We start from the raw sequence: 22,199 nt of genomic DNA, 5'->3' as shown, positions 1-22,199 counted from the left end.
TTTAGCTTTCTAAAATCTGAATTTCATTTTCTAAACAATATACCAAAAAAGCCCTTGTTTTTGGCTTTGCTAAAATTTCTTCAATGGCTTTTTTATAAAGGCTTACTTGCTTTTGGTGTTTTTCTTGCATAGCCCAACCCGTTTTATAATCCAAAATTACCGCTTCATTCTCGCTTAAGGCAAGCAAATCAAGCTGTTTAATCTCCCCATTAAAGCTTAGAGCTTGTTCTTTTAAAAGTTTTTTATCTTGGATTAAGGCTTGAAATTTAGCATTGTGGAGTAAATTTTCTATCCTTTTAAAAAGCTTTTTAAATTCATTTTCGCCTAAAAAATGCCTAAATTTACTTTTGCATCTTTGGCTAAGGGCTTGGAAATTTTCACCCTTTGGAAGTTTTAAATTTTGCATAAAAAAGTGAAAAGCATTGCCAAAATATAGCTCTTTACTCTCAGTTTTTTCTTCGCTTTGAATTTCTTGCGGGGCAATTTTTTCAAATTTTTCTAGGCTTTGTAAGCTTTCTTTTTGGGGACTAACACCCCTTTCTTTAGCTTGTAAAACCCCTTTTTCTTGCGGGGCTATATTTAAAAACTCGCCCTTAAAATAGCTAGGATAAATTCCACTCACACATTCTTCATTTCTTTTTATGATAATCAAACTTTCCTTAGCCCTTGTAAAGGCTACATAAAGCTTATTTATCTCATCTTCATAATCAGCTCTTGTTTTATTTTCTTTAAAAAGAGTGTAAATAGGCTCTTTATTTAGCTCTCTAATCCTATCTTTAATATGCAATTGCCAACCCTGATTGAGGTCGTATTCAAGCATAAGCTCTTCATTATCCGCATTGTTTTTAGATAGGCTATCAAGCAAAATAATGTGGCTAAATTCCAAGCCCTTAGACTTATGCACACTCATAATGCTAATGCCCCTATTTTGCTCGCTTACTATTTTTAAAGTGCAAGGCTCAAATAAAAGCTCCAAAAAATTTTCCTTTGTTTTAGCATATTCTATAAACTGGATTAAGGCTATATCGCTTAGATTAAGTCTTAATTCTTTGACTAAAAACAGCACATTTTCCATAGCATTTTTTGAAAAGTCAAGGGCGATTTTTCTCGGGCTAAAACCCAAAAGTTCCTTTAAAAATACAAGGTAAAACTCATCGCCAAAAATGCAGTATTTTGCGTATTCTAAGATAAGCTTCACACTGGCTTTGTTTTCAAGCAAAACATTACTTTGGGTAAAGGCTGGAAGTTCTTGCTTCTTTAAAAAATCTAAAATCATATCTGCATCATTGTTTTTCCAACACAAAATACAAATATCATCATAAGAAATATTTTTAGAAAGCAAAAAATTTATTTGCTCAAGCAAGGTTTCTAAGGTTTTTTCTTTGATTTCTTGGGCTTGATTTTTGCTCTTTTGCTCCTTGCTTTGGATAACACGCACAAAGCCACCTTTTTTACTAGGCAGGGCAAATTGCTCTTTGTAGGCTTTGATTTTGTCTTTAAAAATCTCATTTACAAATTCGACCAAAAGCTCTTTGGAGCGGTAATTTGTATTTAAACTACCGCTTTTAATTTGAGTAAATTCTTGTTTTAATAAATCAAATAATTCTTTTTTTCCTTTGCGAAAACGATAAATGCTTTGCTTTTTATCCCCCACATAAAAAAAAGTGCGATTTTTCTTAACCCCTTCGCCTGAAACAAGCTCGGCAATTAAGGGGCGTAAAATTTGATACTGAATCACGCTGGTATCTTGAAATTCATCAATGAGCAAATGCGAAATAAAGCCATCTAAACGAAAATAAATCATATCCTTAAAATCACTGCTAATTAACTCATAAACCCTTCTAGCCACATCTTGAAAATTTAAGATATTTTTATCCCTATGCAATATATTTTTAGCCTCGCTATAATGATTTAAAAGATTCATTAAATTAGCAATTTTATAAGCTTCAAGCTCTATGGCATAAGCATTTAAAGCATTTATAAGTGTCATTCTTTTTGCGCCAAAATGCAAATCTAAGCTCTGTAAATCTTGCAAGTATTTTGTGCTATCAAATTTTTCCATAAAACTTGATTTCATAAACTGGGCTAAATCCAAATTCTCGCTTTTAAAATTCTTACATAAATGGGTGTAATTTTTTATATGACTTAGACTTAAACAATAGCTTCTTAACTCATCATAAGCCTTATTTATTCTAGCCTTAGAAGGGCTTGGAATTTTAGGACGATTTTGAAAAAAAGCATTCTCATAAAATCTTTCAAGCTCGTTAAAAAATTTTTCCTTCTCATCGACTAGATTAATATAATAAGCCAAGTCTTTTAACTCATCTTTTTTTAGAAGTTTTAAAAAAATCTCTCTTACATCAAGCTTTTCCTCGCTTATAGTAAAATCACTGCTTAAGCCTAAATTTAAGGCAAAAACGCGTAAAATTTTTCCAAAAAAAGCATCAAAAGTGCTGATTTTAAGCTCGGTTCTTAAAAACTCTTCTTTCCTAGCATTTCTTAGACTTATAAGCTCTTCTTTGTTTTGATTTAAAAGTTTGCAAAGCTCTTCGCATTCGCTTATTTTGCTCTCTTTTTCTAAATTTAAAAAAGTCTCAACAACCCTTTTTTGCATTTCATTGGCAGCTTTTTTGGTAAATGTTAAGGCTAAAATTTCATTCATCTTAGCCCCTTTTAAGATAAGAGCTACAAAACGCACACTTAAAGCAAAGGTCTTGCCACTTCCTGCACTAGCTTCTAAAGCCAAAAAAGGCTCAAAACGACTCATTTGAGCTCCTTTTTGTAAATGAGTTTATAAGGACAATAGCTATCTTCTTTGTTTTCAAATTCCATCTCTTCCTTGCTTAAAACAAGCAAGTCTTTTAATTTTTCTTTTAATTCATCTAAACTTTTAGCCTTACTATGCAAGATTTGCATACTTTTTAAATCATAAAAACCCACACTAGCATTTTCATCATATAAAGCTTGATAAAAGGCAAGTTGATAAGAATCACTTGGCACTTTTCCACTTTTATAATCGATAATAAAATTTCCTTGCTTAGAACTATCAATGCGGTCTATCTTGCCTTTAAGCTCAATCTTAGCTGCTCCAAGCTTTAAAATGCTCTTTAACTCAAGCTCAGTTTTTGCCACGCAATAGCCCTGTGAAAAATGCTCTTTTTCATTTTTGGCAAAGGGGATAAATTTTATTTTCAACACTTCAAGGTCAAGCTCGCTAATAGAGTATTTTTGATATTCTTGCTCCAATAACTTCGTAAAAAGCTTTAAATCAAATTCATTCTTAGCGTAATTTTTATAATAAATTTCAAGCATTTTATGGACAAAATTGCCCTGATTTTTTGCCTTGCTCTCTTGACTTAAAACTCTAGGCTCTGCTAAATTTAAAATATAACGGTAATAATAAGTTCTTTTTTGATTTTCTAGCAAGTCAAAACGACTAAAAGAAAGTGCAAAATCGAAAGGATTGTGCTTTAAAATAGGAGCTTTTAGGGGGGTTAAATTAGGTTTTATAGGCTCATAATCAAGTCTTAAAGCGTTAAGATAGGCTTTTTGAGGCATTTTAGTTTCATAAAAAAAGTTAAAATCAAGCTCATCTAAAAAACGCGATTTGCTTTTTTCTTCATTTTCTACAAAACAAATGCTAACTTCTAAGGCATTTTTAATCAAACTTTCATAATAAAATCTTTGTAAATTTTCTCTTCTTTCATAGCTAATAAGCCCGGCTTTTTTACGCACTTCATTATTTAAAAAAAGCTCATTTACACTTCTTTTTGGAATAAATTCTTCATTAAAATCGACCAAAATCACTCCATCAAAACAAAGCCCACGACTTTCTAAAAGCCCCATAGTCGTAACTTTTCCACCCCCTACGGCACTAAGGGAAAGTTGTGAAATTTGCATGAAAAAAAGATGAAGGATTTCTTTAAGCTTTAAAGGCTTATTTTTCAATAAATCTTTGATGAAAAAAAGCTCTTTTTGTATCAAATAAATAAGTTCTTGCTTTTCGTTTTCCAAAAATAGAGCTAACAATTTTTCAAAATATTCAAAATCACACGGCTTGTCAAATTTATCTTTAAACTCTATAAAATCAAGCTTTAAAGAATGCAAAAGCGTATTGTGATAATCAAAAATCATTTGCGAATCTTCAAAATAATCTTCTTGGTTTTTATAAACAAAAGAAGGGCTATTAGCACTCTCATAAAGGCTTTTTAATTTTTGATAAAATAAGCTTTCTTTGATACTAATCCCACTGGCGAAATTGAGCATATTATCCTTATCAAAAAGTCTTAAAAATTCGCAAAAACTCTCATCAGGGGTTATCACTACGATGTTTTCAGCCTTTAAACCCTTGCGGATGAAATGCGAAATTTCATCCATCACAAAGGCACATTGCAAAGCCCTTAACTCAAAGGCTTTAAGCTTTATTTTTGAATTTCTTATCTTAAGATTTTGTTCTTTTAAAAGCTCTTGTTTTGAAAGATTAATCTCATAATGGGTGTTTATTTTTAAATCAAATGTTTTTAAAAAATCTAGTTTTAAAAGGTATTCAAGGTTAAATTTGCTAGTTTTAAAGCTTAAAATCACTTCTTTAATTTGAGAAAGTTCGCCAAGCAAATCCTCTTCAAATTTACTTAAAAAACCTTGCAAATCATAAACTATACTCTCATACTCAGCTAAAAAATCTTTATTGAGAGTGTATTTTTTAGGCAAAGATAAGGCATCATAGAAAGAATTTTTTTCAAGCAAAGCAAGATAGTTTTTATACACTTCATCTAAAATTTCCAAATGCTCATTATAAGTGGCGTAATAATCGCTATTTTTAAGTTCTTCTATGCTTTTTTTCTCTAAACTTAATTCCTTAAAAAAAGAAAAAAGGTATTCATTATTTTTTAAAAAAGCAAAAAATTCAGCTGAAATTCCTAGTTTTTTTTCTAAATCCTTGCTTTTTAAACAAGCTTCTTGCATTAAAAGCAAACTTTCATAAGGGCTTATGAGATGAAACTCACTCAAACAAACTTCATCTAAAAATTCACTTATATGTATAGCCCTATCAAGCAAAGCATTGTGTGTTGCTTGATGATTATAATACTCTCTAATTTGTCTTGAAGAGCTAAAAATTCTTAATTTCATTGGGCATTTAATTCGTAACTAAAAAAACCCACTGTTTCTTGATTTGCGTAAAATTTTAGCTTAAGTTCCCATCTACCCTTATCCAGTTTAGGCAAAGCAATACTTAAAATTCCATTTTGAATTTGTCCATCTAATCTTTGGTCAAAATCTCTAGTAAAGGGTCTTGTAAGAAGGACTTGAATCTTTAAGTCGTCGGGATTTAAATTTTGCAAAGAAGAAATTTTAAAATTCGCTATATAAGAATTTTGTTCCACTTCATAACTAGAAATTTTTCTTTTACCTAAAAGCGTAACCTTGTCATTTTGAAAAGTTATTTTAAAAAATTTATCAAAATTAGCTTGCTGCTTTTGTATCTCATTATAATTCGTTTCGACATTTTGATAAGAGTCGAAATAAAAATCATCCTCATGCACAGGATATTGAGAGGCAAAGATTATCGTAGCCACGCAAGCTAAAACTATGGCAAAAATGGAGAGCAAAATTCCATAGGGCCAAAAACTTTTTTTATTTTGAGACATTTTTCTTCCTTTTCATTCTTCTTTGGACATAATAAAGCAAGGCAAAGCAAATAAAGCCATAAATAAGTATTCTTAAAATGTTGATAGTATCGCGGTTTGCGTTACCTATGGAATTTTCTAATTTTACGCCTCTAGAGCGTGCTACTTGTTCGCTAAGGTCCGCATAGCCGTTTAAAATCGCCGCATTATAAATATCGCCCTTATTAGTAGCTAGGATAGGCAAAATAGAGCCTGTGCCTGAATAAGGACTAAGCACCGCTTCTTTGTCAATCAAAGCTAAAGCCCCTTTAGAACCTACTATATCGACCTTATGAGAATTTTTAGACAAAAGAAGCAAAATATAAGACTTAGGGAGTTCTTTTTGCATTCTTAATAAGGCTTCGATGGGAGTTTTATCGCTTACCATAACACCAAGAAAAACGCCTGTTTTTTCATAGAGTTCCTTACCTATAAGATTAAGCTCAGTACTTACTTTTTGATTTAAAATATTTTCATTTAAAAGCACAGCATCAAGGGCAAAAATTTTTAAAGGCAGAAAAAAAAAGATGGACAAAAGCCCACCTTGTAATAATTTTTTCATCCTATATGAAGATGATTTATAGTCAAAACCGACCAAGCGGTAATGGCAGCTGTGATTACCAAACCAATAACAATTAAATATTCTAAAGCTTTACTCATTGTGCTTCCTTTATACTTCTGTGTTCTTGCTCTTTTGAGCCAAACATTTTAACATTTTGCATATCCTTAAGAGTATAAGGTTTTTGCATCACTTCTTGCTGGGCTTTAAGACCCCAAATAGTTAATCCAGCTAAAATTGCAAGCAACAAAATTGTAGCAATAAGCATACCTGTAACACCCGAAAGAGAAAATACACATCTGTTATTATTTTCCATTATTCACCCCTTGAAAGAGAAATTACATATTCACCCACAGCTTCTTTTTGAATTTCATTCAAGCTAGAAAAGCTAGGCATAACTCCTATAAATCCCGCTTTACCACTATGTAAAACATCCACTACAAAAGCCGCAGAGCCATATTTTGTAAGGTCAGGGAACATTCCATCTTGTCCTTTTCCATCTTCACCATGACAAGCCGCACAAGTTGCGTAAGCTTCTTTGCCTTTAGCTACTAAATCTTCATTGGCTGTATGTTTAAGGGCTGAAAGCTCCTTAGCCACATAAGCTGCAATAGCAACAATGTCCTCATCACTTATACCTAAATCAGCAGCACCAAGCATTTCACCACCCGGAAAATTCATACCTTTTGAGCCGTGTTTGATGGCATCAACTATACCTTCTTCACTACCCCAAACATTTAAATTTGCAGCCTTTCCATTAATGCCATCTGCTGTGATTCCGTGACAAGCTGAACACTGAACCAAAAAGATATTTTGCCCCATAGCTATTTTATTTTCGGCAGATAAATCTTTAAATTTCTCTTCAAATTTCGTATTATGAGTTGCTACTTCTTTGTTGTATTCGCCTATACTTGAGTAAGAATTCAAAGGATAACCCCATAAAAAATACCAAATCGCCCAAACTATAGCAAGGAAAAAGACCACAGCCCAACCCGTAGGAATAGGATTTTTATACTCTTCTATCTCATCCCAACTATGTTCGCTTAGTTCAATACCCTCAGCTTTTTTTTCCTTCATTTGTTTAAACATTCTACCTACAACAAATAAAGTGATAAGAACGATTAATACCGCCCCAATTAAGGATAAAAGATTAATATTATCTTCTAAATTTAACCATTGCATCAAGCACTCCTTTTACTTTCTAATACACTATCATCAATATCATCTTTTAAGGCAAGATTTGCATATTTTTCATAATTTCTCTCACCCCTTTTTTCGGCTCTATATAGATGATACCAATACGCATACAATACTATCGACAAAAACACCACCAAGACAAAAAAGCCATAGCCTTGAAAAATTTCCCATTCGTGTTTTTGAACTACTGCTAAATCGAATGTGATTAAATTCTTAATCACATCAAAAACTATTGATAAATGCTCCATTGTCTTACTTTAAGCTGTTTAAATAAGCAATCAAAGCAACGATTTCTTTGATTTCACCTTTAGCAAAAGCATCTTTTACTTCTTGGTTTTTCATTTGTTCAACTATAGCCTGTGCTTCCGCTTTTACTTCAGCTTGTGCTTCTTCCCACGAGCCTAGTTTCGTTCCATTTTCCGTGTCATAAGGAACATTGAAAACTTTTTTCACGGTTAGGGCTTCTGCATAAGCCGTTTCTATATCGGCATTAGTTTTAAACATATGCTTATAGGCTGGCATAATAGAATCAGGCACAACAGAAGTAGGCTCCCACATATGATTTTCATGCCAATCAGCTGTTCTATAATTTCCCACACGAGCCAAATCAGGTCCTGTTCTTTTTGAACCCCAAAGAAAGGGTCTATCATAAGCAAATTCGCCACTTACAGAATACATTCCGTAGCGGTCGGTTTCTGATTTAAAAGGACGGATAAGCTGGGAATGACAAGCATTACAGCTATCTTTAATATATACCGCACGCCCTGCAAGCTGCAAAACGCTATAAGGTTTTTTGCCCTCAATAGGTCTTGCATTCTCTGCAAAATTCGGTAAAACTTCAATAATACCCGCATAAGCAATCACAACGAAAACAGCCACAGCAAAAAAGAATGGATTTTTTTCTAACCAACTAAACATATTTTCTCCTTTTTACGCTGCCATAGGTGAGGCATTTTTTGGCTCTTTATCAAGCACTCTTCCACAAGCAATGGTTTTATAAATATTATAAGCAAACATAAAAAAGCCTATTAAATATAACAATCCACCAATGGCTCTAATCCAATAATAAGGCACAATCGCCACAACAGAATCAATAAAACTATAAAGTAAATTTCCATACTCATCTGTGGCTCTCCACATCATACCTTGAGTAATACCTGCTATCCACATCGAAGCAAAATAAAGCACTATACCCGTAGTTTGTATCCAAAACTGCATTTCCATCAAAGATTTGCTAAAAAGCTCTCTTTTGAAAACCCTAGGAGTCATATGATAAAGTGCTGCCATAGTCATAAAGCCGACCCAGCCTAGTGTTCCATCATGCACATGCCCCGGAATCCAATCCGTAAAGTGAGCCAAAGCATTGACAGATTTAATGGAAAGAATAGGTCCTTCAAGAGTTGAAAACATATAAAAAGTGGATGCTAAAATCATAAATTTAATAAGAGGACTCTCTCTTAACTGACTCCATTCGCCTTTCATAGTAAGTAAAATATTAATCGCCGAACCCCAAGAAGGCAAAATCAATACCACAGAGAAAACCGAACCCATAGTTTGCATCCAATCAGGCACGGTAGAATAAATAAGATGATGTCCTCCAGCCCACAAATAAACAAACATTAGTCCCCAAAACGCAAATAAAGAAAGTTTATAAGAGAAAATCGGCTGACCGCTTTCTTTTGGCAGGAAATAATAAATTTGAGCAATAATTCCCACGGTAAATACAAAGGCTACGGCATTATGCCCATACCACCATTGCACTAAGGCGTCATTTGTCCCTGCATACATCGATACGCTATGCCACCATTTACCCATACCTGCGACAAAATAGGTCGGCACTTCCATATTGTTAAAAAGATAAAGCATAGCAATACCCAAGAATGTAGCTATATAATACCATAAAGATATATAAAGAGTCTTTTCGCGGCGAATTCCAATCAGTCCAAAAATACTAACCCCCCATAAAACCCAAACAAGAACAACGAGTATATCTAAGGGCCACTCAAGTTCTGCATACTCTTTAGATGTGCTTATCCCCATAAACAAAGACACAACAGCTAAAATCATAGTCAGCATATAAAGCCAAAAATGTAACTTGCCTATGCTCATTAAAAATCGTGATTCAGCCATACTCACTTTAAGAACTCTTTGTCCTATATAATACCAAGTTGCCCAAATCCCTGAAAGCATAAAACCAAAAATCACACCTGAAGTATGAAGGGGTCTAAGTCTTGAAAAAGTAGCGTATTCTCCTGCTAAATAATTTAAGTTAGGATACGCCATTTGAAAAGCTATAAGAGTTCCTATAGCCATACCGACAATGCCAAACAATATGGTTGCAAACATAAAGTATTTAGCAACCGTATAGTCGTAATTTAATACCTTACCTGGGTGCATCGACTTGCTCCTTAAAATTTTTGATAACAAGAGAATATTATAGAATATTAATTATACATTTTTTCTTAAAAAGAATAATTTTGTTAATCGTTTGTTATGATTTATATTTTAAGGCTAAATCAGTCTTATTTATTGATATTTATCTTATAACCTAAACTTGGCACATTCTTTATAAAATCTTCACCCACTTTATCTCTTACTCTTTTAATAAAAGTCCTAACAGCAGTATCACTCACATGCTCACCTACCCAAACATTTTTCTTAATATCTTCATGCAGCACCAAAACTCCGGGATGTTTTAAAAGTAGAGAAACAAAAGCTAATTCTTTTTTAGTCAAATCAATTTCCTTGCCACTATGAATCAAAGTTCGCTTTGTTTTATTAAACTGATATTCTTCGGAAATTTTTACAAGCATATTTGTTTCAATCTTTTCGCCCACCAAATAATCCAAAACTTTACATAATTCTTCTATATCAACGGGCTTAATGAGATACTTATCTATGCCAATATCAATAGAACGCAAAAGTCTATCTTTATCAGAATATGCACTAAGAACGACTATTGGCACATCATCTGAAATTTCTTTAATCCCTCTTGCCATATCCAGTCCATCCATAATAGGCATAGCAATATCTGTGATAACTAAATCCGGTTTAAATTTCTTAAATTTTTTAAGCCCTTCATCCCCATTTTGAGCTCCGATTACCTTGCTAAAGCGTTCGCTTAATACACTAATCAATGATTCTCTAGTTTTAATTTCATCTTCAACTACTAATACAATTAATTTTTTGCACTCTTGCAACATTTTTATCCCACCCTCTAATCCTAAAAAATACTTTAAAACAAGCCCTATCTTCTTTTATTTTTAAACACTTCCATATAAATTTAAAAAATTCGATTAACTTTTTTATATGTCAAATTTATCTCTCAAATAACACCAAAATGACATATCTTACAGAGCTTATTGCTTACAAAAGTTAAATTTCCTTGTAGTAAATTGCTTAAAAATCTTTCATTTAAAAGCCCTAAAACCTATAAAAGCAAGATAAATACCATAGCCAATAATGATAATATAGGATAAATAATTAAAAAAATTTTTTAAAAAATCACTGAAAAATTGTGAAATTTTAGAAAAAAACAACATTGCAGGTAAGGTTGATATTCCAAAAATCAACATTACTAAAATACTTTCAATAATATTTTGCCTACTCATTGCATTAGCTATGAAAAAATACACCAATCCACAAGGAACAAAACCATTTAAAAACCCTAAAAATATGGCTGATTTTAACCCTTTGAACTTTTTGGATTTTTTAATGCTTTCTTTTATAAAACGACTAAAAAAAACATTATTTTCAATAAAGCATAGTATATTAGCCCTAAAAATAAGAGCAAAACCTAAAATCACCATAAATACACCAAGAATAAAAAATGACAAACTTTGAACCTTAGCATTTATGGCTAAAATATTACCCAAAGCTCCAAAAATTATTCCTAAGAAAATATAAGAAAAAATTCTAAATAAATGATAAATAAAAGTTAATAAAAATAAATTATTGCTTTTTGAATTTAAATTTATAAAAAGCAAAATAAAGCCACCACACATAGAATAGCAATGACCAAAACTAGACAAAAAAGCAACACTAATGATGGCTAAAAAATCTATGCTCACATTAAATTCATAAATTCTTTAAAAATATACTTGCTCTCGTGGGGACCTGAAGAGCTTTCTGGGTGATGTTGCACCGAAATGATGGGATAATTTTTATACCTTACTCCTTCTACATTATCCCCAAATAAATTTCTATGAGTGATAATAGCCACTTCGCTGAGTTCTTCAGGGACATTATAATTGTGATTTTGTGCGGTGATTTCAACTATTTTTGTTTCAAGATTAATTACAGGGTGATTGGCTCCGTGTTGCCCAAATTTCATCTTATAAGTCTCATAACCAAAGGCATTGCTTAAAAGCTGATGTCCTAAGCAAATTCCAAGCATAGGAATTTTAGCTTCGGCTAGTTTTTTAATCTCGGCAATTTCTTGTTTTAAGATTCTTGGCTCACCCGGACCATTAGAAAGAAACACGCCTTGAATTTCGCCTTTTTTGTATAAAGCAATAAGCACATCAGCCTTGACATTATAAGGATAAACTTCCACTTCAAAACCCACTTCTACAAGTTCATTTAAGATATTCATCTTCACACCATAATCAATCACAGCAACTTTTTTCGCACTTCTTTTAGCGTCATTAAATTTTTGCAAATTTGCATTCCAAACGCCTTGTTTATGGGAATAATTTTTCTTAGTGCTGACTTCTTTTACAAAATTGACTTCATCGATTTTTGCTGATTTTTCTAAGGCAGTTTTTAAATCTTCTTTATTTGAAATTTCAGTAGAAATTACAGCTCTTAAATTTCCCTTAGTTCTTATCATCTTTACTAAATATCTCGTATCTAGCTCATAAATTCCTATCTTTTTATGCTTTTTTAAATATTCTTGCAAACTCTCTTTAGCACGAAAATTTGAAAATACAGGGCTTAACTCACGCATTAAAACACCGCTTGCAAAAATTTCCTTACTTTCATTGTCATCTTCATTGGTTCCTACTACACCTATTTCTGGCATAGAAAACACTATAAATTGCCCCGCATAAGAAGGGTCTGAAATGATTTCTTGATAACCGGTTAAAGAAGTATTAAAAACAAGCTCTCCAAAAAAAGTTCCACTACTTCCAAAGGCTTTAGCTGTTAAAAAAATATCATTTTCTAAGTAAATATAAGCTTTCATTAAAACACACCTTAAAACATACCCTTTTTCCTAAGCTCTTCTTCATAAAGTTTTTCAAATATAAGTTCATATTCTTCGCTACCCGGAATAGGTTTTGTTTTATAATTGCTAATTTTTTCATAAACCTCATCTTCAAGCTTCTCATAAATTTTAAGATAAGACTCTATGCTTGAAAAGATTAAATTCTTAACCCTATTTTCACTCACTATAAAATTGATATAATCATTTTCTATCAACTCTTCTAAAATTCTGTGTGCTAAGTGATTATGGCGGTCTTCAGAATCTAAAATCACACTAAACTCGGGAGCTAATTTTCTCTTCACAAGCCAAAACATATTTTTGCGGTCTACTTGCATAAGCTCCATTTCATCTTCTTGTTGTTCTAAAAGCTCTTTTACCTTTTCGTCTAATTTTCTTTCATTTAAAATATCTTTTTCCAAAACTTCTACTATACACAGCTTCAATCTTTCTAACTGGTCTTTAATCTCAACAAAAGAAGAATTGGCTAAATCTAATATCATTTTATTTGCAATATAAGGAATATGTGGCAATTTTATACGCATCTTAAAAACCTTTTATCTAATAATGTTTAAAATGATAGCTTATTTTTGGTAAAAGAATGTTAAAAATGAAAATTTTTAATCCTTTTAATCACTTATTTACTAGCATTATTGTCTAAATTTTTTAAAAGCAAGGTAAGTTCGCTAGCCTTTTGTGGTGCCATTTTAGATAAAACACCTGAAATTTTACGCGATTCTAAAGAAAGCATTATTTTACTTGCATCCTCTGCATCCATTTGACTTAAAACATCAGCGATGGCAGTATCTTTCATTTGAGAATAAATTTCTTTGACCCTGCCTTCGGTCTTGTCATTAATAGTTTTTAAAATTTCTTGCTGTTGTTCTAGCAATTTAGCATTTTCAGCCCTTAAATTTTCAATCTGTGCCAAAGTCGCATTCACTTCTGCTTCTCTTTTTTCTAAATTTTCAAGCCTTTCTTTTTGCAAAGCTTCAAAAGAAGCCTTATAAGCTTCTAAAGACTGCCTAGCTTCATCAAATTCTCTCGTTTGAAGTTCAATTTGAGCCTTTCTAGCTTCAAAATACTGCTCACAATCTTGCTCAGCTTGTAAAACTGCACCCAAAATAAAAACCAAAAATATAAATTTTTTAACCATCTTTTTCTCCTTTGAAAAAACGACTTATAGCAATTTCATCTAAAAATTTCTCTTCAGCCTTGGCGAGTTCTTTTTGTTTTTGTTTGATTTCTTCAGCTTCTAAAACCTTCATTTTTTCATAATCTAAATGTGCTTTTTGATACAAAAACTGATAATGATTCATTTCTTTTTTAGAAAGCTCGACTTTTTCTTTAGCTCTTGCCAAAGCTTCGCGTCCTACTTGTGCCATACTTAAATTAGACCTTAAATCAGCAATAGAACCCGATTTTGGCAAGGCACTTAAATTTTCGCATTCCTTGCGTGAAAGCTCATAAGCAACTTCATTTTCAAGCTGTCTTTGTTTGGCTTTGTTAAGATTATTTTCTGCCTTATCTAGCTGCTGTTTTCGCACCTTGACAACAGAATTATATTTGCTTTTCATAAAATGATAGTATCATCTCTTTCAGGACTAGTAGAAATATACCTTACTTTAACTCCTACAAGTTCTTCAAGTCTTGCTATGTATTTCTTGGCATTTTGGGGCAATAAATCATAATCTTTTATACCAAAAACCTTATCCCAGCCATCCATTTCTTCATAAATAGGCTTTACGCTTTCTAAATCGCTTGGCATATAGTCAATTTCCATACCCTTATACTCATAAGCACGGCAAATTTTTACCTTCTCAAAACCATCTAAAACATCAAGTTTCATCAAAGATAAAGCATCAAGCCCATTAAGCCTTGCTGTATATTTTACCGCAACAGCATCAAACCAACCACAACGCCTTTTACGCCCTGTGCTTACGCCGATTTCTTTTCCAATTCGTGCGATTTTTTCTCCATCTTCACCCTTATCTTCAGTAGGAAAAGCCCCATTACCCACTCTTGTAGCATAAGCCTTTACAATACCTATGATATTTCCTACTTCTTTAGGGTTTAATCCCAGTCCTATTAAAGCGCCTGCAGAAATTGTGCTTGAACTTGTTACAAAAGGATAAGTTCCGTGGTCTATATCAAGCATAGAACCTTGAGCGCCTTCTAAAAGCACTCTTTTATCTTCATCTAAAGCCTTCCAAAGCATTCTTGTAGTATCTGTGATATAGGGACTTAAAATTTCACTAAAGCGTTTTAAGTCATTAAACAATTCCTCAGCACTTACAATTGTAATTTCAAGCATTTCAAAAAAAGTTTTATTAGCTTCAAAATCCTTTATCAAAGCCTCACAAAGTTTGCTAGGCTCTAAAAGCTCGGCTACCCTATGCCCTGTGCGATTAATCTTATCAGCATAGCTAGGTCCTATACCCTTACCTGTTGTTCCTATGGCGTTTTTACCTTTGAGCCTTTCTTTGGCAATATCTATTAAAGAATGGTGTTTTAAATTCAAATGCGCTCTATCGCTGATATATAATCTGCCTTTTAAATTTTCAAATTGAGCCATTTCAGCAATCAAAACTTCAGGCGAAACCACAACTCCATTACCGATAATATTAACGCAGCTTGGATGCAAAATTCCACTTGGCATAAGATGAAGAGCGTATCTTACACCATCAACCCAAATGGTGTGTCCTGCATTATGCCCCCCTGCACTTCTGCAAACAAAATCATAATTTTCACATAATTTATCTACTATTTTGCCCTTGCCTTCATCGCCCCATTGAATACCGACAATAATATCTGCTTTGCTCATAAAATTTCCTTGAATTTTGGCGAGAAGATGAGAGAATCGAACTCCCCAAAGAATAGCCAGCTATCCTTTCATCTGATTTGAAGTCAGTGGCACTCACCAGAGTTGCTTATCTTCCAAAGTTGTAATTATAGCGATTTTTAATGAAAAACAAAATAAATTTGGCAAATTTGGCTAGGCACAGCTTTGACTTTGGCTTTGTTTTGAGTTATAATTGCACTCTTTTTTAGCATCAAGTTTTGATGATTAACTTTTAGGAACTTTCTTTGAATTCTTTTAAACAAAAATATTTCATCTATTTTTGGGATAATTCCCGTTCTATGATTGTGCTTGGAATTTTAAGTGCGGTGTATTTTGGGATTTTTGGGGGTGTTTGGGCGGTTACTGGGGAAATGACGCGTTGGGGTGGCGAATTTTTAGAGCTTTTGGGCGTGAATTTAGACGGATATTCTTATTATGAAAAGCAAAATTTAAACGGCACTCCCCTAACAAGAACCGATGGTATTATGCTTATAGGTATGTTTATAGGCTGTTTAGTAGCAGCACTTTTAGCTAATAAAATCAAATTCCGCCTTCCTGCTAGCAATATAAGAATTTTTCAAGCCATAGTGGGCGGAATTCTTTCAGGCTATGGGGCAAGACTTGCATTTGGGTGTAATTTGGCTAATTTTTTCACAGGCTTGCCTTATTTTTCTTTACACACTTGGTTCTTTACAATTTTTATGATTTTAGGCATTTATTTGGGGGTGAAAATTTGCAATAGCGCCTTTTTTAAACCTAAAGCAAAACTAGAACGAGTGGATAAAGAAATTTTACCCTTTGACGAACACCCCTTGCGTGCGAAGGTCTATTTTGCTTTAGGCATAATGCTTTTTGCCCTTTTTTTAATAGCGATATTTTATCTTGCTTTTACAAAGGGTAATATCCAAACGCAAAATAGACAAAGTCTTTTGGCTTTGGCTCTTATTTTTGGTTTTGCCTTTGGTTTTATTATTGCTAAGGGACAAATTTGCTTCACTTCTTGCTTTAGGGATTTGTTTTTATTTGGTAGGGATAATGCTATCAAAGGTGCAATGATAGGCATGATTATCGCCTCTTTAATCGCCTTTGCTTTTATTTTACAAGGTCATACTAGCAAACTCATAGAGCTTTCTCCTGCTGTGGCTTTAGGGGCGTTTTTGTTTGGTTTTGGCATAGTTTTTGCCGGAGGTTGTGAGTGTGGTTGGGCTTACCGTGCTTTTGAAGGACAAAGTCATTTTATGATAGTAGGGATTGCAAATATAGTAGGAACAATGATTTTGGCTTTGACTTATGACTTTTTGCCAAGGACTTTCAAAGAAGGCGTGAAAATCAATCTTTTGAGTGAATTTGGGAATTTAAACGGCTTTTTTGTCAATCTTGCTTTGTTTGCTTTAATGTTTGCCTTTGTTTTATTTTACAAAAAACGCTTCTTTGAAAAATTTAAGGATATACCATGAAAATTACTTATAGTTTAAATTTACAAGGCGAAGCTTGTCCTTACCCAGCCATAGCCACGCTTGAAGTGTTGCCCCAGCTTAAAAGTGGGGAAATTTTAGAAGTGCTTTGTGATTGCCCGCAAAGTATTAATTCCATACCCGAAGATGCAAAAAATCGTGGTTTTAAAGTGCTCAAAATCAATCAAAGCGGACCTACACTAAGATTTTTAATCCAAAAGCCTTAAGACTTTTGGATAATTTTAAAGATGTTTTAGCATGGTTTCATAAGCTGCTTTGGTTCCCGGACGCACCTTTGTTGCTAAACTCACTAAGATAATGACTAAGGAAGCGGCTAAAAATCCCGGTATAATTTCATAAATCCCAAACCAAGCAGAAAGGAAATTTTTATACACAACCACCACCACAGCACCTGTAATCATACCTGCAATGGCAGCGTATCTAGTCATTCTAGACCAAAATAAAGAAAAAAGCATTACAGAACCAAAACTTGCGCCAAATCCAGCCCACGCATAAGAAACTATACTCAAAACACTTGAGTTTTTATCCGTAGAAATAATAAAAGCTATCACAGCCACAGCTAAAACTCCAAATCTACCTAAATTCATCACTACTTTATTTGAAGCTTCTTTGTTTAAAATTCTCTTATAAAAATCTTCTGCTATGGTTGAGCTTGAAACAAGTAGTTGTGAGCTAGCTGTGCTCATAATAGCGGCTAAAATAGCGCTGAGTAAAATTCCAGCTATCCAAGGATTAAATAAAAGCTGCGACATTACAATAAAAATCTTTTCAGGGTCTTGCAAACTCAGCTCGAATTTATTCACATAAGCTATGCCTAAAATACCTATCAAGCAAGCACCCACCAAAGATATAACCATCCAAGAAATTCCTACAAAAGTAGCACTTGGAATGTCTTTAGTGGATTTTATAGACATAAAACGAACCAAAATATGAGGCTGACCAAAATACCCAAGTCCCCAAGAAAGGGCTGAGATTATACCCACTAAGCTCAGTCCTTCTCCCATAGAAAAGGTATTTGGCTTGATTTCTTTGACTATATTTACAGCCTCATTTAAACCCCCTAAATGAGAAATCATTACCAAAGGCACGATAATTAAAGCACTCATCATCAAAAGCCCTTGAATCAAATCCGTCCAACAAACTGCCTTATATCCCCCTAAAAAAGTATAAGCAACTATGATGAGCGTTCCTGTGGTGAGTGCGTATTCATATTGTATTCCAAAAGTGGCTTCAAAAAGCTTTGCTCCGCCTACAAGCCCTGATGAAACATAAAAGGTAAAAAATATCAAAATAACAATGGCACAAACCACTCTTAAAATATGCTTATCATCATCAAATCTCGTTTCAAAATAATCAGGGATTGTGATGGAATTGGCAATCACGCTCGTATAAATTCTAAGTCTTTTTGCCACAAAGCTCCAGTTTAAAAAGGCACCTATACTAAGACCTATGGCTATATAACTTTCTGCCAAACCACTTACATATAAGGCTCCGGGCAAACCCATCAAAAGCCAAGCACTCATATCAGATGCCCCTGCACTCAAGGCTGAAACCACAGGTCCCATAGAACGACCGCCTAGAAAATAATCTTCTGAGCTTTTATTTTGCTTGTAAAAATAAAAGCCTATGAAAAGCATTAAAGCCGAATACCCGACAAACATTATCGCAATTTGTATATTAATCTGAACTACTTCCATTTTCTCTCCTTTTTATTTTAAAGCTCGAATGCCTAAATTTCCATAACGATGGAAGGCTATGCTTAAAGCTTTTTCATTATGATATAAAAGCAACTCAAAACGACCATTGATTAAAGGTTTTGCATGGGCTATGATTTTTGCACAACTGGCTGCTTTTTTGAAAATTTCATCTTCTACATCTTGTGGGGCAAAATAGCGAATTCTTTCATAAGCTGCTATTTTTTCAATGAAATTTTCCTTGCTTTCTTTAAGAAATAGTATTTTAGAGCCTATTTTTTGATGGATTTTTTGCACAAGTTCTATTTTTTCATGCTCATCATAGCTTACTAAAAGTTCGATATTTAGCACACTTGCTGCTAAAACCACGCCTAAAATATCTTTTAAATCATCTTCTTTATGCACTCTATAAGCGATATTTTTTACCTTAGTATAAGAAAAAAGATTGTCCTCGCCCCTAATATTTACATAATCTCTCACACTCGCAAATTCATACTTTGCGTGATAAGCATAGCTTCTTGCCATAGCCTTAGCCAATTCAACGCCTACTTTGTCCTTTTCATTTAAGTCAAGATTTAGGGCGTTTAAATGGGCTACTAAGGCATCATCTAAGATATTTTGGTCTGCTTGACTTTGCTCTATATTAACAAACTGGGTAATGTAATTATAAATTCCCACCTTCCTACCAAAGCCTATGGCAGACTTTTTAACGCCTCCAAAAGGCTGTCTTAGCACGATAGCGCCTGTGGTGGGTTTATTGATATAAATATTTCCTGCTTCTATGTGGGTGTGAAAATACTCCCATTCTCTTTCATCTAAGCTTTCAAAACCCGCTGTAAGTCCGTATCCTGTGGAATTTACTATATCAATAGCTTCTTTTAAATCCTTAGCCTTCATTACGCTTAAAATGGGTGCAAAAAGCTCATTCATATGAGTAAAATCGCCTTTTTTGGTGCCGTATTTAATGCCCGGAGTTAAAAGATAGGGATTGTCATCTATAAATTTAGGTTTTAAAGCCCAACTCTCATAAGGAGCCAATTCATCTAAAGCTTTTTGTAGTTTTGCATCGGCTTTATCGGCTAAAGCTCCAAGTTTATTTTTAAATTCAAAAGGATTTCCAACAGCCATAGAACTTGCCGCATCAACTAAGGTCTTTTTAAATTCTTCATCTTCATAAACTTCTTCTTCTAAAACAAGCAAAGAAGTAGCCGAGCATTTTTGACCCGAATTAGAAAAAGCAGAATGAATGATATTTTTAATCGCACTATCTCTATCAGCAAATTTAGATACTATGGTGGCGTTTTTACCCCCTGTCTCCGCACTTAAAAGCAAGGTAGGATTTGCTTTTAACATCGCATAAGCAGTATCCTCTCCACCCGTAAGAATTGAAAATTTAATCGCTTCATCAACAAGCAAATATTTAGAAATATCACTGCCCTTAGCAGGTAAGAAAATCAAGGCATCCTTAGGAATTCCAGCGTCCCAAAAACACTGACAAAGCATAAAGCCCGTTAGCATAGACAAGGATGAGGGCTTATAAATCACTCTATTTCCTGCTGCAAGCGGAGCGGCTATGGTTCCTGCTGAAATTCCCACTGGGAAATTCCACGGGGCTATGACCACTCCCACACCCTTAGCTTTAAAAGTGGTGTTTGGATTTTGCTCTTTTAATTTTTCTAAAGAATGCGGATAAAATTCTAAAAAGTCTATGGCTTCGCTGACTTCAGGGTCAATTTCTAAGAAGGTTTTTCCTACTTCTAAAGCCGCTATGCCGATTAAATCCCCCCTGCGTTCTCTAAAAAGCTGGGCTGTTTTGGCTAATATTTTATAAATTTCATCGTGGCTTAACTCGCCAAAATTTGATTTTTTGGCAAGCTCTAGGGCGTATTTAATCTCATTTTCTCCTGCTAAATGTGCCTTGCCTAGGGTGCGATTTTTGATTTTATCCTTCACTTCTATGACTTGTAAATTTTCATTTTTAATTATATCTTTTGCAACAGGATATACATCAAAATTTTCTAAATTTTCATACTTAGCTCTTATAATTTTAGCCCATTGTCTATTGGCTTTTAAGATAAAATCCGTATCAGGCTCGTTTTTAAATTCCTTACTCTCATAAGAACTGATGATTTTTTGCTCTTTATTTCTATCTTGGGTTCTTTTGCTTGAATTATCAAGGCTTTTAATACCTTCTAAGGATTTTAAAAAGAGTTCTTTTTGGATATTCCAGTTTTCATCTCCTACTTTAAGATTGAAAAAATAACGCATAAAATTATCTTCGCTCGTATTTTCATCAAGCCTTCTTACAAGATAAGCAATGGCATTATTAAAATGTGTTTCATCACAAACGGGGGCATAAAGGATTAAATCGTGCATTTTAGATAATTCATAAGAGCATTGCAAACTCATACCCTCAAGCATTTCAAAAGTGAAAGAATTCAAAGCACCCGCCTGGGCGATTCGTGTATAAGCATAAGCAATCTCAAAGATATTATGACTGGCTATGCCTATGTCGATGTATTTAAAATTCTCATCTTCTAAAACAAAATCCAACATTTTATTATAATTGCTATCAGTGTGTATTTTTTTATCAAAAGTAGGCAAAGCCCAGCCCCTTTGACTGGCTATACTCTCCTCACTCTCCATATTGGCACCCTTGACAAAGCGGATTTTAATAGGCTTCATACCCTTTAAAACCCTTTCTTTTGAAAAGGCAAAAAGTTTTTTAAGATACTCATAAGAATCGGGAATATAAGCCTGTAAAACAATGCCCGCCTTAATATCAAATTTCGCAATACTTTCCATAAAAGCTTGGGCTGTAAGCTCTAAGTCTCTAAATTCTTCCATATCCAAATTGATAAATTTAGCTACGCCCTGCTTTTTCTCTTCTTCTAAAGCTAAAGCATAAAGACAATCTAGCCTTTTTACCACTTCATCTTTAGAGTATTCAAAATCAATGATATTAATTTGTGAAAAAATTGTAGTGATTTTGATGGAAATATAAGTAATATAGCTTGATTTTAAAGCCTCTTCGTATTTTTTTATTCTATAAGCACTCTCAGCTTCGCCTAAAACCTCTTCGCCTATCAAATTCACATTTAAAACAATATTATTTTCATTCTTTCTTTTACGCATATGCGGTTCTAAAACGCTAGGATTGGCATCTAAAACCATAGCCTTCGTATCTGCTCTTAAATGCTTAATAAAAAAAGGCACACTGAGCTTTGGAGCAAATTTACCCAAATTTAAAAAGCTAAAAAGTAGGAATTTTTCAAACGCACTAAAAAAATCCGCTATGCCGTATTTGTTTAAGGTGTGTTCTATAAGTTCAAAACTAGCACTCTTCTCCTTGCACCTAAAAGAGCGATCTAATAACTCTATAAGCATTACTTTGTTTTTGGGATTGTTTAGAAGTTTTTGCATTTTTAAATGAAATTCTTTTTCAGAATTTGAAATATTCAATTCTATTTTTCTTTGTAATTCCTCAGCTAAAATCAAAGCTTTTTGTATCATTTTGTATCTCCTAAGATAAAATAAATTTTAATAAATAATATATAAATAAG

The 22,199-nt window shown here is 33.4% G+C and carries 21 protein-coding genes and 1 tRNA gene; 2 read left to right on the top strand and 20 right to left on the bottom strand.

Features of this window, described 5'->3' with window-relative positions:
* Position 1 precedes the first annotated feature (1 nt).
* The 18 genes from ACLL8X_RS06865 to ACLL8X_RS06780 all read right to left on the bottom strand — a co-directional run bounded on the left by ACLL8X_RS06865 (position 2) and on the right by ACLL8X_RS06780 (position 15,564).
* Positions 2-2,767, bottom strand: coding sequence for a RecB-like helicase (locus ACLL8X_RS06865; protein ID WP_411990184.1), 2,766 nt, complete (start codon positions 2,765-2,767; stop codon positions 2-4).
* Positions 2,764-5,130, bottom strand: a complete 2,367-nt coding sequence (locus tag ACLL8X_RS06860; protein WP_411990183.1) for a PD-(D/E)XK nuclease family protein — start codon at positions 5,128-5,130, stop codon at positions 2,764-2,766. The genes ACLL8X_RS06865 and ACLL8X_RS06860 overlap by 4 nt, the downstream gene beginning before the upstream one ends.
* Complete coding sequence (locus ACLL8X_RS06855) at positions 5,127-5,648, bottom strand: FixH family protein (RefSeq protein ID WP_411990182.1); 522 nt, start codon at positions 5,646-5,648, stop codon at positions 5,127-5,129. Before ACLL8X_RS06855 ends, ACLL8X_RS06860 begins: the two co-directional genes overlap by 4 nt.
* Positions 5,635-6,228: a hypothetical protein gene (locus ACLL8X_RS06850; protein WP_411990181.1), complete on the bottom strand. Its 594-nt coding sequence runs from the start codon at positions 6,226-6,228 to the stop codon at positions 5,635-5,637. Before ACLL8X_RS06850 ends, ACLL8X_RS06855 begins: the two co-directional genes overlap by 14 nt.
* On the bottom strand, positions 6,225-6,326 hold the full coding sequence (locus tag ACLL8X_RS06845) for a hypothetical protein (protein WP_411990180.1): 102 nt from the start codon (positions 6,324-6,326) through the stop codon (positions 6,225-6,227). The genes ACLL8X_RS06850 and ACLL8X_RS06845 overlap by 4 nt, the downstream gene beginning before the upstream one ends.
* Positions 6,323-6,544, bottom strand: a complete 222-nt coding sequence (locus ACLL8X_RS06840) for a DUF4006 family protein (protein WP_411990225.1) — start codon at positions 6,542-6,544, stop codon at positions 6,323-6,325. The genes ACLL8X_RS06845 and ACLL8X_RS06840 overlap by 4 nt, the downstream gene beginning before the upstream one ends.
* Positions 6,541-7,407, bottom strand: a complete 867-nt coding sequence (locus ACLL8X_RS06835) for a c-type cytochrome (RefSeq protein WP_411990179.1) — start codon at positions 7,405-7,407, stop codon at positions 6,541-6,543. Before ACLL8X_RS06835 ends, ACLL8X_RS06840 begins: the two co-directional genes overlap by 4 nt.
* Positions 7,407-7,670 (bottom strand): cytochrome c oxidase, cbb3-type, CcoQ subunit, encoded by a 264-nt coding sequence (locus tag ACLL8X_RS06830; protein ID WP_411990178.1) that lies wholly within the window; start codon positions 7,668-7,670, stop codon positions 7,407-7,409. The genes ACLL8X_RS06835 and ACLL8X_RS06830 overlap by 1 nt, the downstream gene beginning before the upstream one ends.
* Before the next feature lie 4 nt (positions 7,671-7,674).
* The gene (gene ccoO / locus ACLL8X_RS06825; RefSeq protein ID WP_411990177.1) at positions 7,675-8,340 is read right to left on the bottom strand and encodes a cytochrome-c oxidase, cbb3-type subunit II; all 666 of its coding nucleotides are present in this window, start codon (positions 8,338-8,340) and stop codon (positions 7,675-7,677) included.
* 12 nt (positions 8,341-8,352) lie between these two features.
* Positions 8,353-9,819, bottom strand: coding sequence for a cytochrome-c oxidase, cbb3-type subunit I (gene ccoN, locus ACLL8X_RS06820; protein ID WP_411990176.1), 1,467 nt, complete (start codon positions 9,817-9,819; stop codon positions 8,353-8,355).
* 125 nt (positions 9,820-9,944) lie between these two features.
* Positions 9,945-10,625, bottom strand: a complete 681-nt coding sequence (gene bumR, locus ACLL8X_RS06815) for a butyrate response regulator transcription factor BumR (RefSeq protein WP_411990175.1) — start codon at positions 10,623-10,625, stop codon at positions 9,945-9,947.
* Positions 10,626-10,832: 207 nt separating this feature from the next.
* A complete protein-coding gene (locus ACLL8X_RS06810) occupies positions 10,833-11,492 on the bottom strand; it encodes a sulfite exporter TauE/SafE family protein (protein WP_411990174.1) in 660 nt (219 codons plus the stop codon).
* Entirely contained in the window at positions 11,489-12,607 is a 1,119-nt protein-coding gene (carA, locus tag ACLL8X_RS06805) for a glutamine-hydrolyzing carbamoyl-phosphate synthase small subunit (protein ID WP_411990173.1), read from the bottom strand. Before carA ends, ACLL8X_RS06810 begins: the two co-directional genes overlap by 4 nt.
* Positions 12,608-12,618: 11 nt before the next feature.
* Positions 12,619-13,170, bottom strand: coding sequence for a DUF507 family protein (locus tag ACLL8X_RS06800; protein ID WP_411990172.1), 552 nt, complete (start codon positions 13,168-13,170; stop codon positions 12,619-12,621).
* A gap of 92 nt (positions 13,171-13,262) precedes the next feature.
* Entirely contained in the window at positions 13,263-13,781 is a 519-nt protein-coding gene (locus tag ACLL8X_RS06795) for a MotE family protein (protein WP_411990171.1), read from the bottom strand.
* The gene (locus ACLL8X_RS06790) at positions 13,774-14,202 is read right to left on the bottom strand and encodes a flagellar export protein FliJ (RefSeq protein WP_411990170.1); all 429 of its coding nucleotides are present in this window, start codon (positions 14,200-14,202) and stop codon (positions 13,774-13,776) included. Before ACLL8X_RS06790 ends, ACLL8X_RS06795 begins: the two co-directional genes overlap by 8 nt.
* Positions 14,199-15,449, bottom strand: coding sequence for an adenylosuccinate synthase (locus ACLL8X_RS06785; RefSeq protein WP_411990169.1), 1,251 nt, complete (start codon positions 15,447-15,449; stop codon positions 14,199-14,201). The genes ACLL8X_RS06790 and ACLL8X_RS06785 overlap by 4 nt, the downstream gene beginning before the upstream one ends.
* Positions 15,450-15,466: 17 nt before the next feature.
* Positions 15,467-15,564, bottom strand: a tRNA-Sec gene (locus tag ACLL8X_RS06780).
* A 148-nt stretch (positions 15,565-15,712) separates the two neighbouring features.
* Between ACLL8X_RS06780 and yedE the strand changes: the two genes are divergently transcribed.
* Entirely contained in the window at positions 15,713-16,924 is a 1,212-nt protein-coding gene (gene yedE, locus ACLL8X_RS06775) for a selenium metabolism membrane protein YedE/FdhT (RefSeq protein WP_411990168.1), read from the top strand.
* The gene (gene yedF, locus ACLL8X_RS06770) at positions 16,921-17,148 is read left to right on the top strand and encodes a sulfurtransferase-like selenium metabolism protein YedF (protein ID WP_411990167.1); all 228 of its coding nucleotides are present in this window, start codon (positions 16,921-16,923) and stop codon (positions 17,146-17,148) included. Before yedE ends, yedF begins: the two co-directional genes overlap by 4 nt.
* 15 nt (positions 17,149-17,163) lie before the next feature.
* Here yedF and putP read toward each other — a convergent pair whose 3' ends face one another.
* Positions 17,164-18,639: a sodium/proline symporter PutP gene (gene putP, locus ACLL8X_RS06765; protein WP_411990166.1), complete on the bottom strand. Its 1,476-nt coding sequence runs from the start codon at positions 18,637-18,639 to the stop codon at positions 17,164-17,166.
* Positions 18,640-18,651: 12 nt separating this feature from the next.
* Positions 18,652-22,149 carry a bifunctional proline dehydrogenase/L-glutamate gamma-semialdehyde dehydrogenase gene (locus tag ACLL8X_RS06760; RefSeq protein ID WP_411990165.1) on the bottom strand — a complete coding sequence of 1,166 codons (3,498 nt, stop codon included), beginning with the start codon at positions 22,147-22,149 and terminating at the stop codon, positions 18,652-18,654.
* Positions 22,150-22,199 lie beyond the last annotated feature (50 nt).

The organism is Campylobacter parajejuni (assembly GCF_046764905.1).
GTDB lineage: Bacteria > Campylobacterota > Campylobacteria > Campylobacterales > Campylobacteraceae > Campylobacter_D.
The sequence above is the reverse complement of the archived record's forward strand: the minus strand, read 5'-3'. Positions and strand labels throughout refer to the sequence as shown.

Excerpts from the sequence above, each read along its gene's own strand:
- ACLL8X_RS06865 (WP_411990184.1), bottom strand. The coding sequence starts at position 2,767 with ATGAGTCGTTTTGAGCCTTTTTTGGCTTTAGAAGCTAGTGCAGGAAGT.
- ACLL8X_RS06860 (WP_411990183.1), bottom strand. The coding sequence starts at position 5,130 with ATGAAATTAAGAATTTTTAGCTCTTCAAGACAAATTAGAGAGTATTAT.
- ACLL8X_RS06855 (WP_411990182.1), bottom strand. The coding sequence starts at position 5,648 with ATGTCTCAAAATAAAAAAAGTTTTTGGCCCTATGGAATTTTGCTCTCC.
- ACLL8X_RS06850 (WP_411990181.1), bottom strand. The coding sequence starts at position 6,228 with ATGAAAAAATTATTACAAGGTGGGCTTTTGTCCATCTTTTTTTTTCTG.
- ACLL8X_RS06845 (WP_411990180.1), bottom strand. The coding sequence starts at position 6,326 with ATGAGTAAAGCTTTAGAATATTTAATTGTTATTGGTTTGGTAATCACA.
- ACLL8X_RS06835 (WP_411990179.1), bottom strand. The coding sequence starts at position 7,407 with ATGCAATGGTTAAATTTAGAAGATAATATTAATCTTTTATCCTTAATT.
- ACLL8X_RS06830 (WP_411990178.1), bottom strand. The coding sequence starts at position 7,670 with ATGGAGCATTTATCAATAGTTTTTGATGTGATTAAGAATTTAATCACA.
- ccoO (WP_411990177.1), bottom strand. The coding sequence starts at position 8,340 with ATGTTTAGTTGGTTAGAAAAAAATCCATTCTTTTTTGCTGTGGCTGTT.
- ccoN (WP_411990176.1), bottom strand. The coding sequence starts at position 9,819 with ATGCACCCAGGTAAGGTATTAAATTACGACTATACGGTTGCTAAATAC.
- bumR (WP_411990175.1), bottom strand. The coding sequence starts at position 10,625 with ATGTTGCAAGAGTGCAAAAAATTAATTGTATTAGTAGTTGAAGATGAA.
- carA (WP_411990173.1), bottom strand. The coding sequence starts at position 12,607 with ATGAAAGCTTATATTTACTTAGAAAATGATATTTTTTTAACAGCTAAA.
- ACLL8X_RS06800 (WP_411990172.1), bottom strand. The coding sequence starts at position 13,170 with ATGCGTATAAAATTGCCACATATTCCTTATATTGCAAATAAAATGATA.
- ACLL8X_RS06795 (WP_411990171.1), bottom strand. The coding sequence starts at position 13,781 with ATGGTTAAAAAATTTATATTTTTGGTTTTTATTTTGGGTGCAGTTTTA.
- ACLL8X_RS06790 (WP_411990170.1), bottom strand. The coding sequence starts at position 14,202 with ATGAAAAGCAAATATAATTCTGTTGTCAAGGTGCGAAAACAGCAGCTA.
- ACLL8X_RS06785 (WP_411990169.1), bottom strand. The coding sequence starts at position 15,449 with ATGAGCAAAGCAGATATTATTGTCGGTATTCAATGGGGCGATGAAGGC.
- yedF (WP_411990167.1), top strand. The coding sequence starts at position 16,921 with ATGAAAATTACTTATAGTTTAAATTTACAAGGCGAAGCTTGTCCTTAC.
- putP (WP_411990166.1), bottom strand. The coding sequence starts at position 18,639 with ATGGAAGTAGTTCAGATTAATATACAAATTGCGATAATGTTTGTCGGG.
- ACLL8X_RS06760 (WP_411990165.1), bottom strand. The coding sequence starts at position 22,149 with ATGATACAAAAAGCTTTGATTTTAGCTGAGGAATTACAAAGAAAAATA.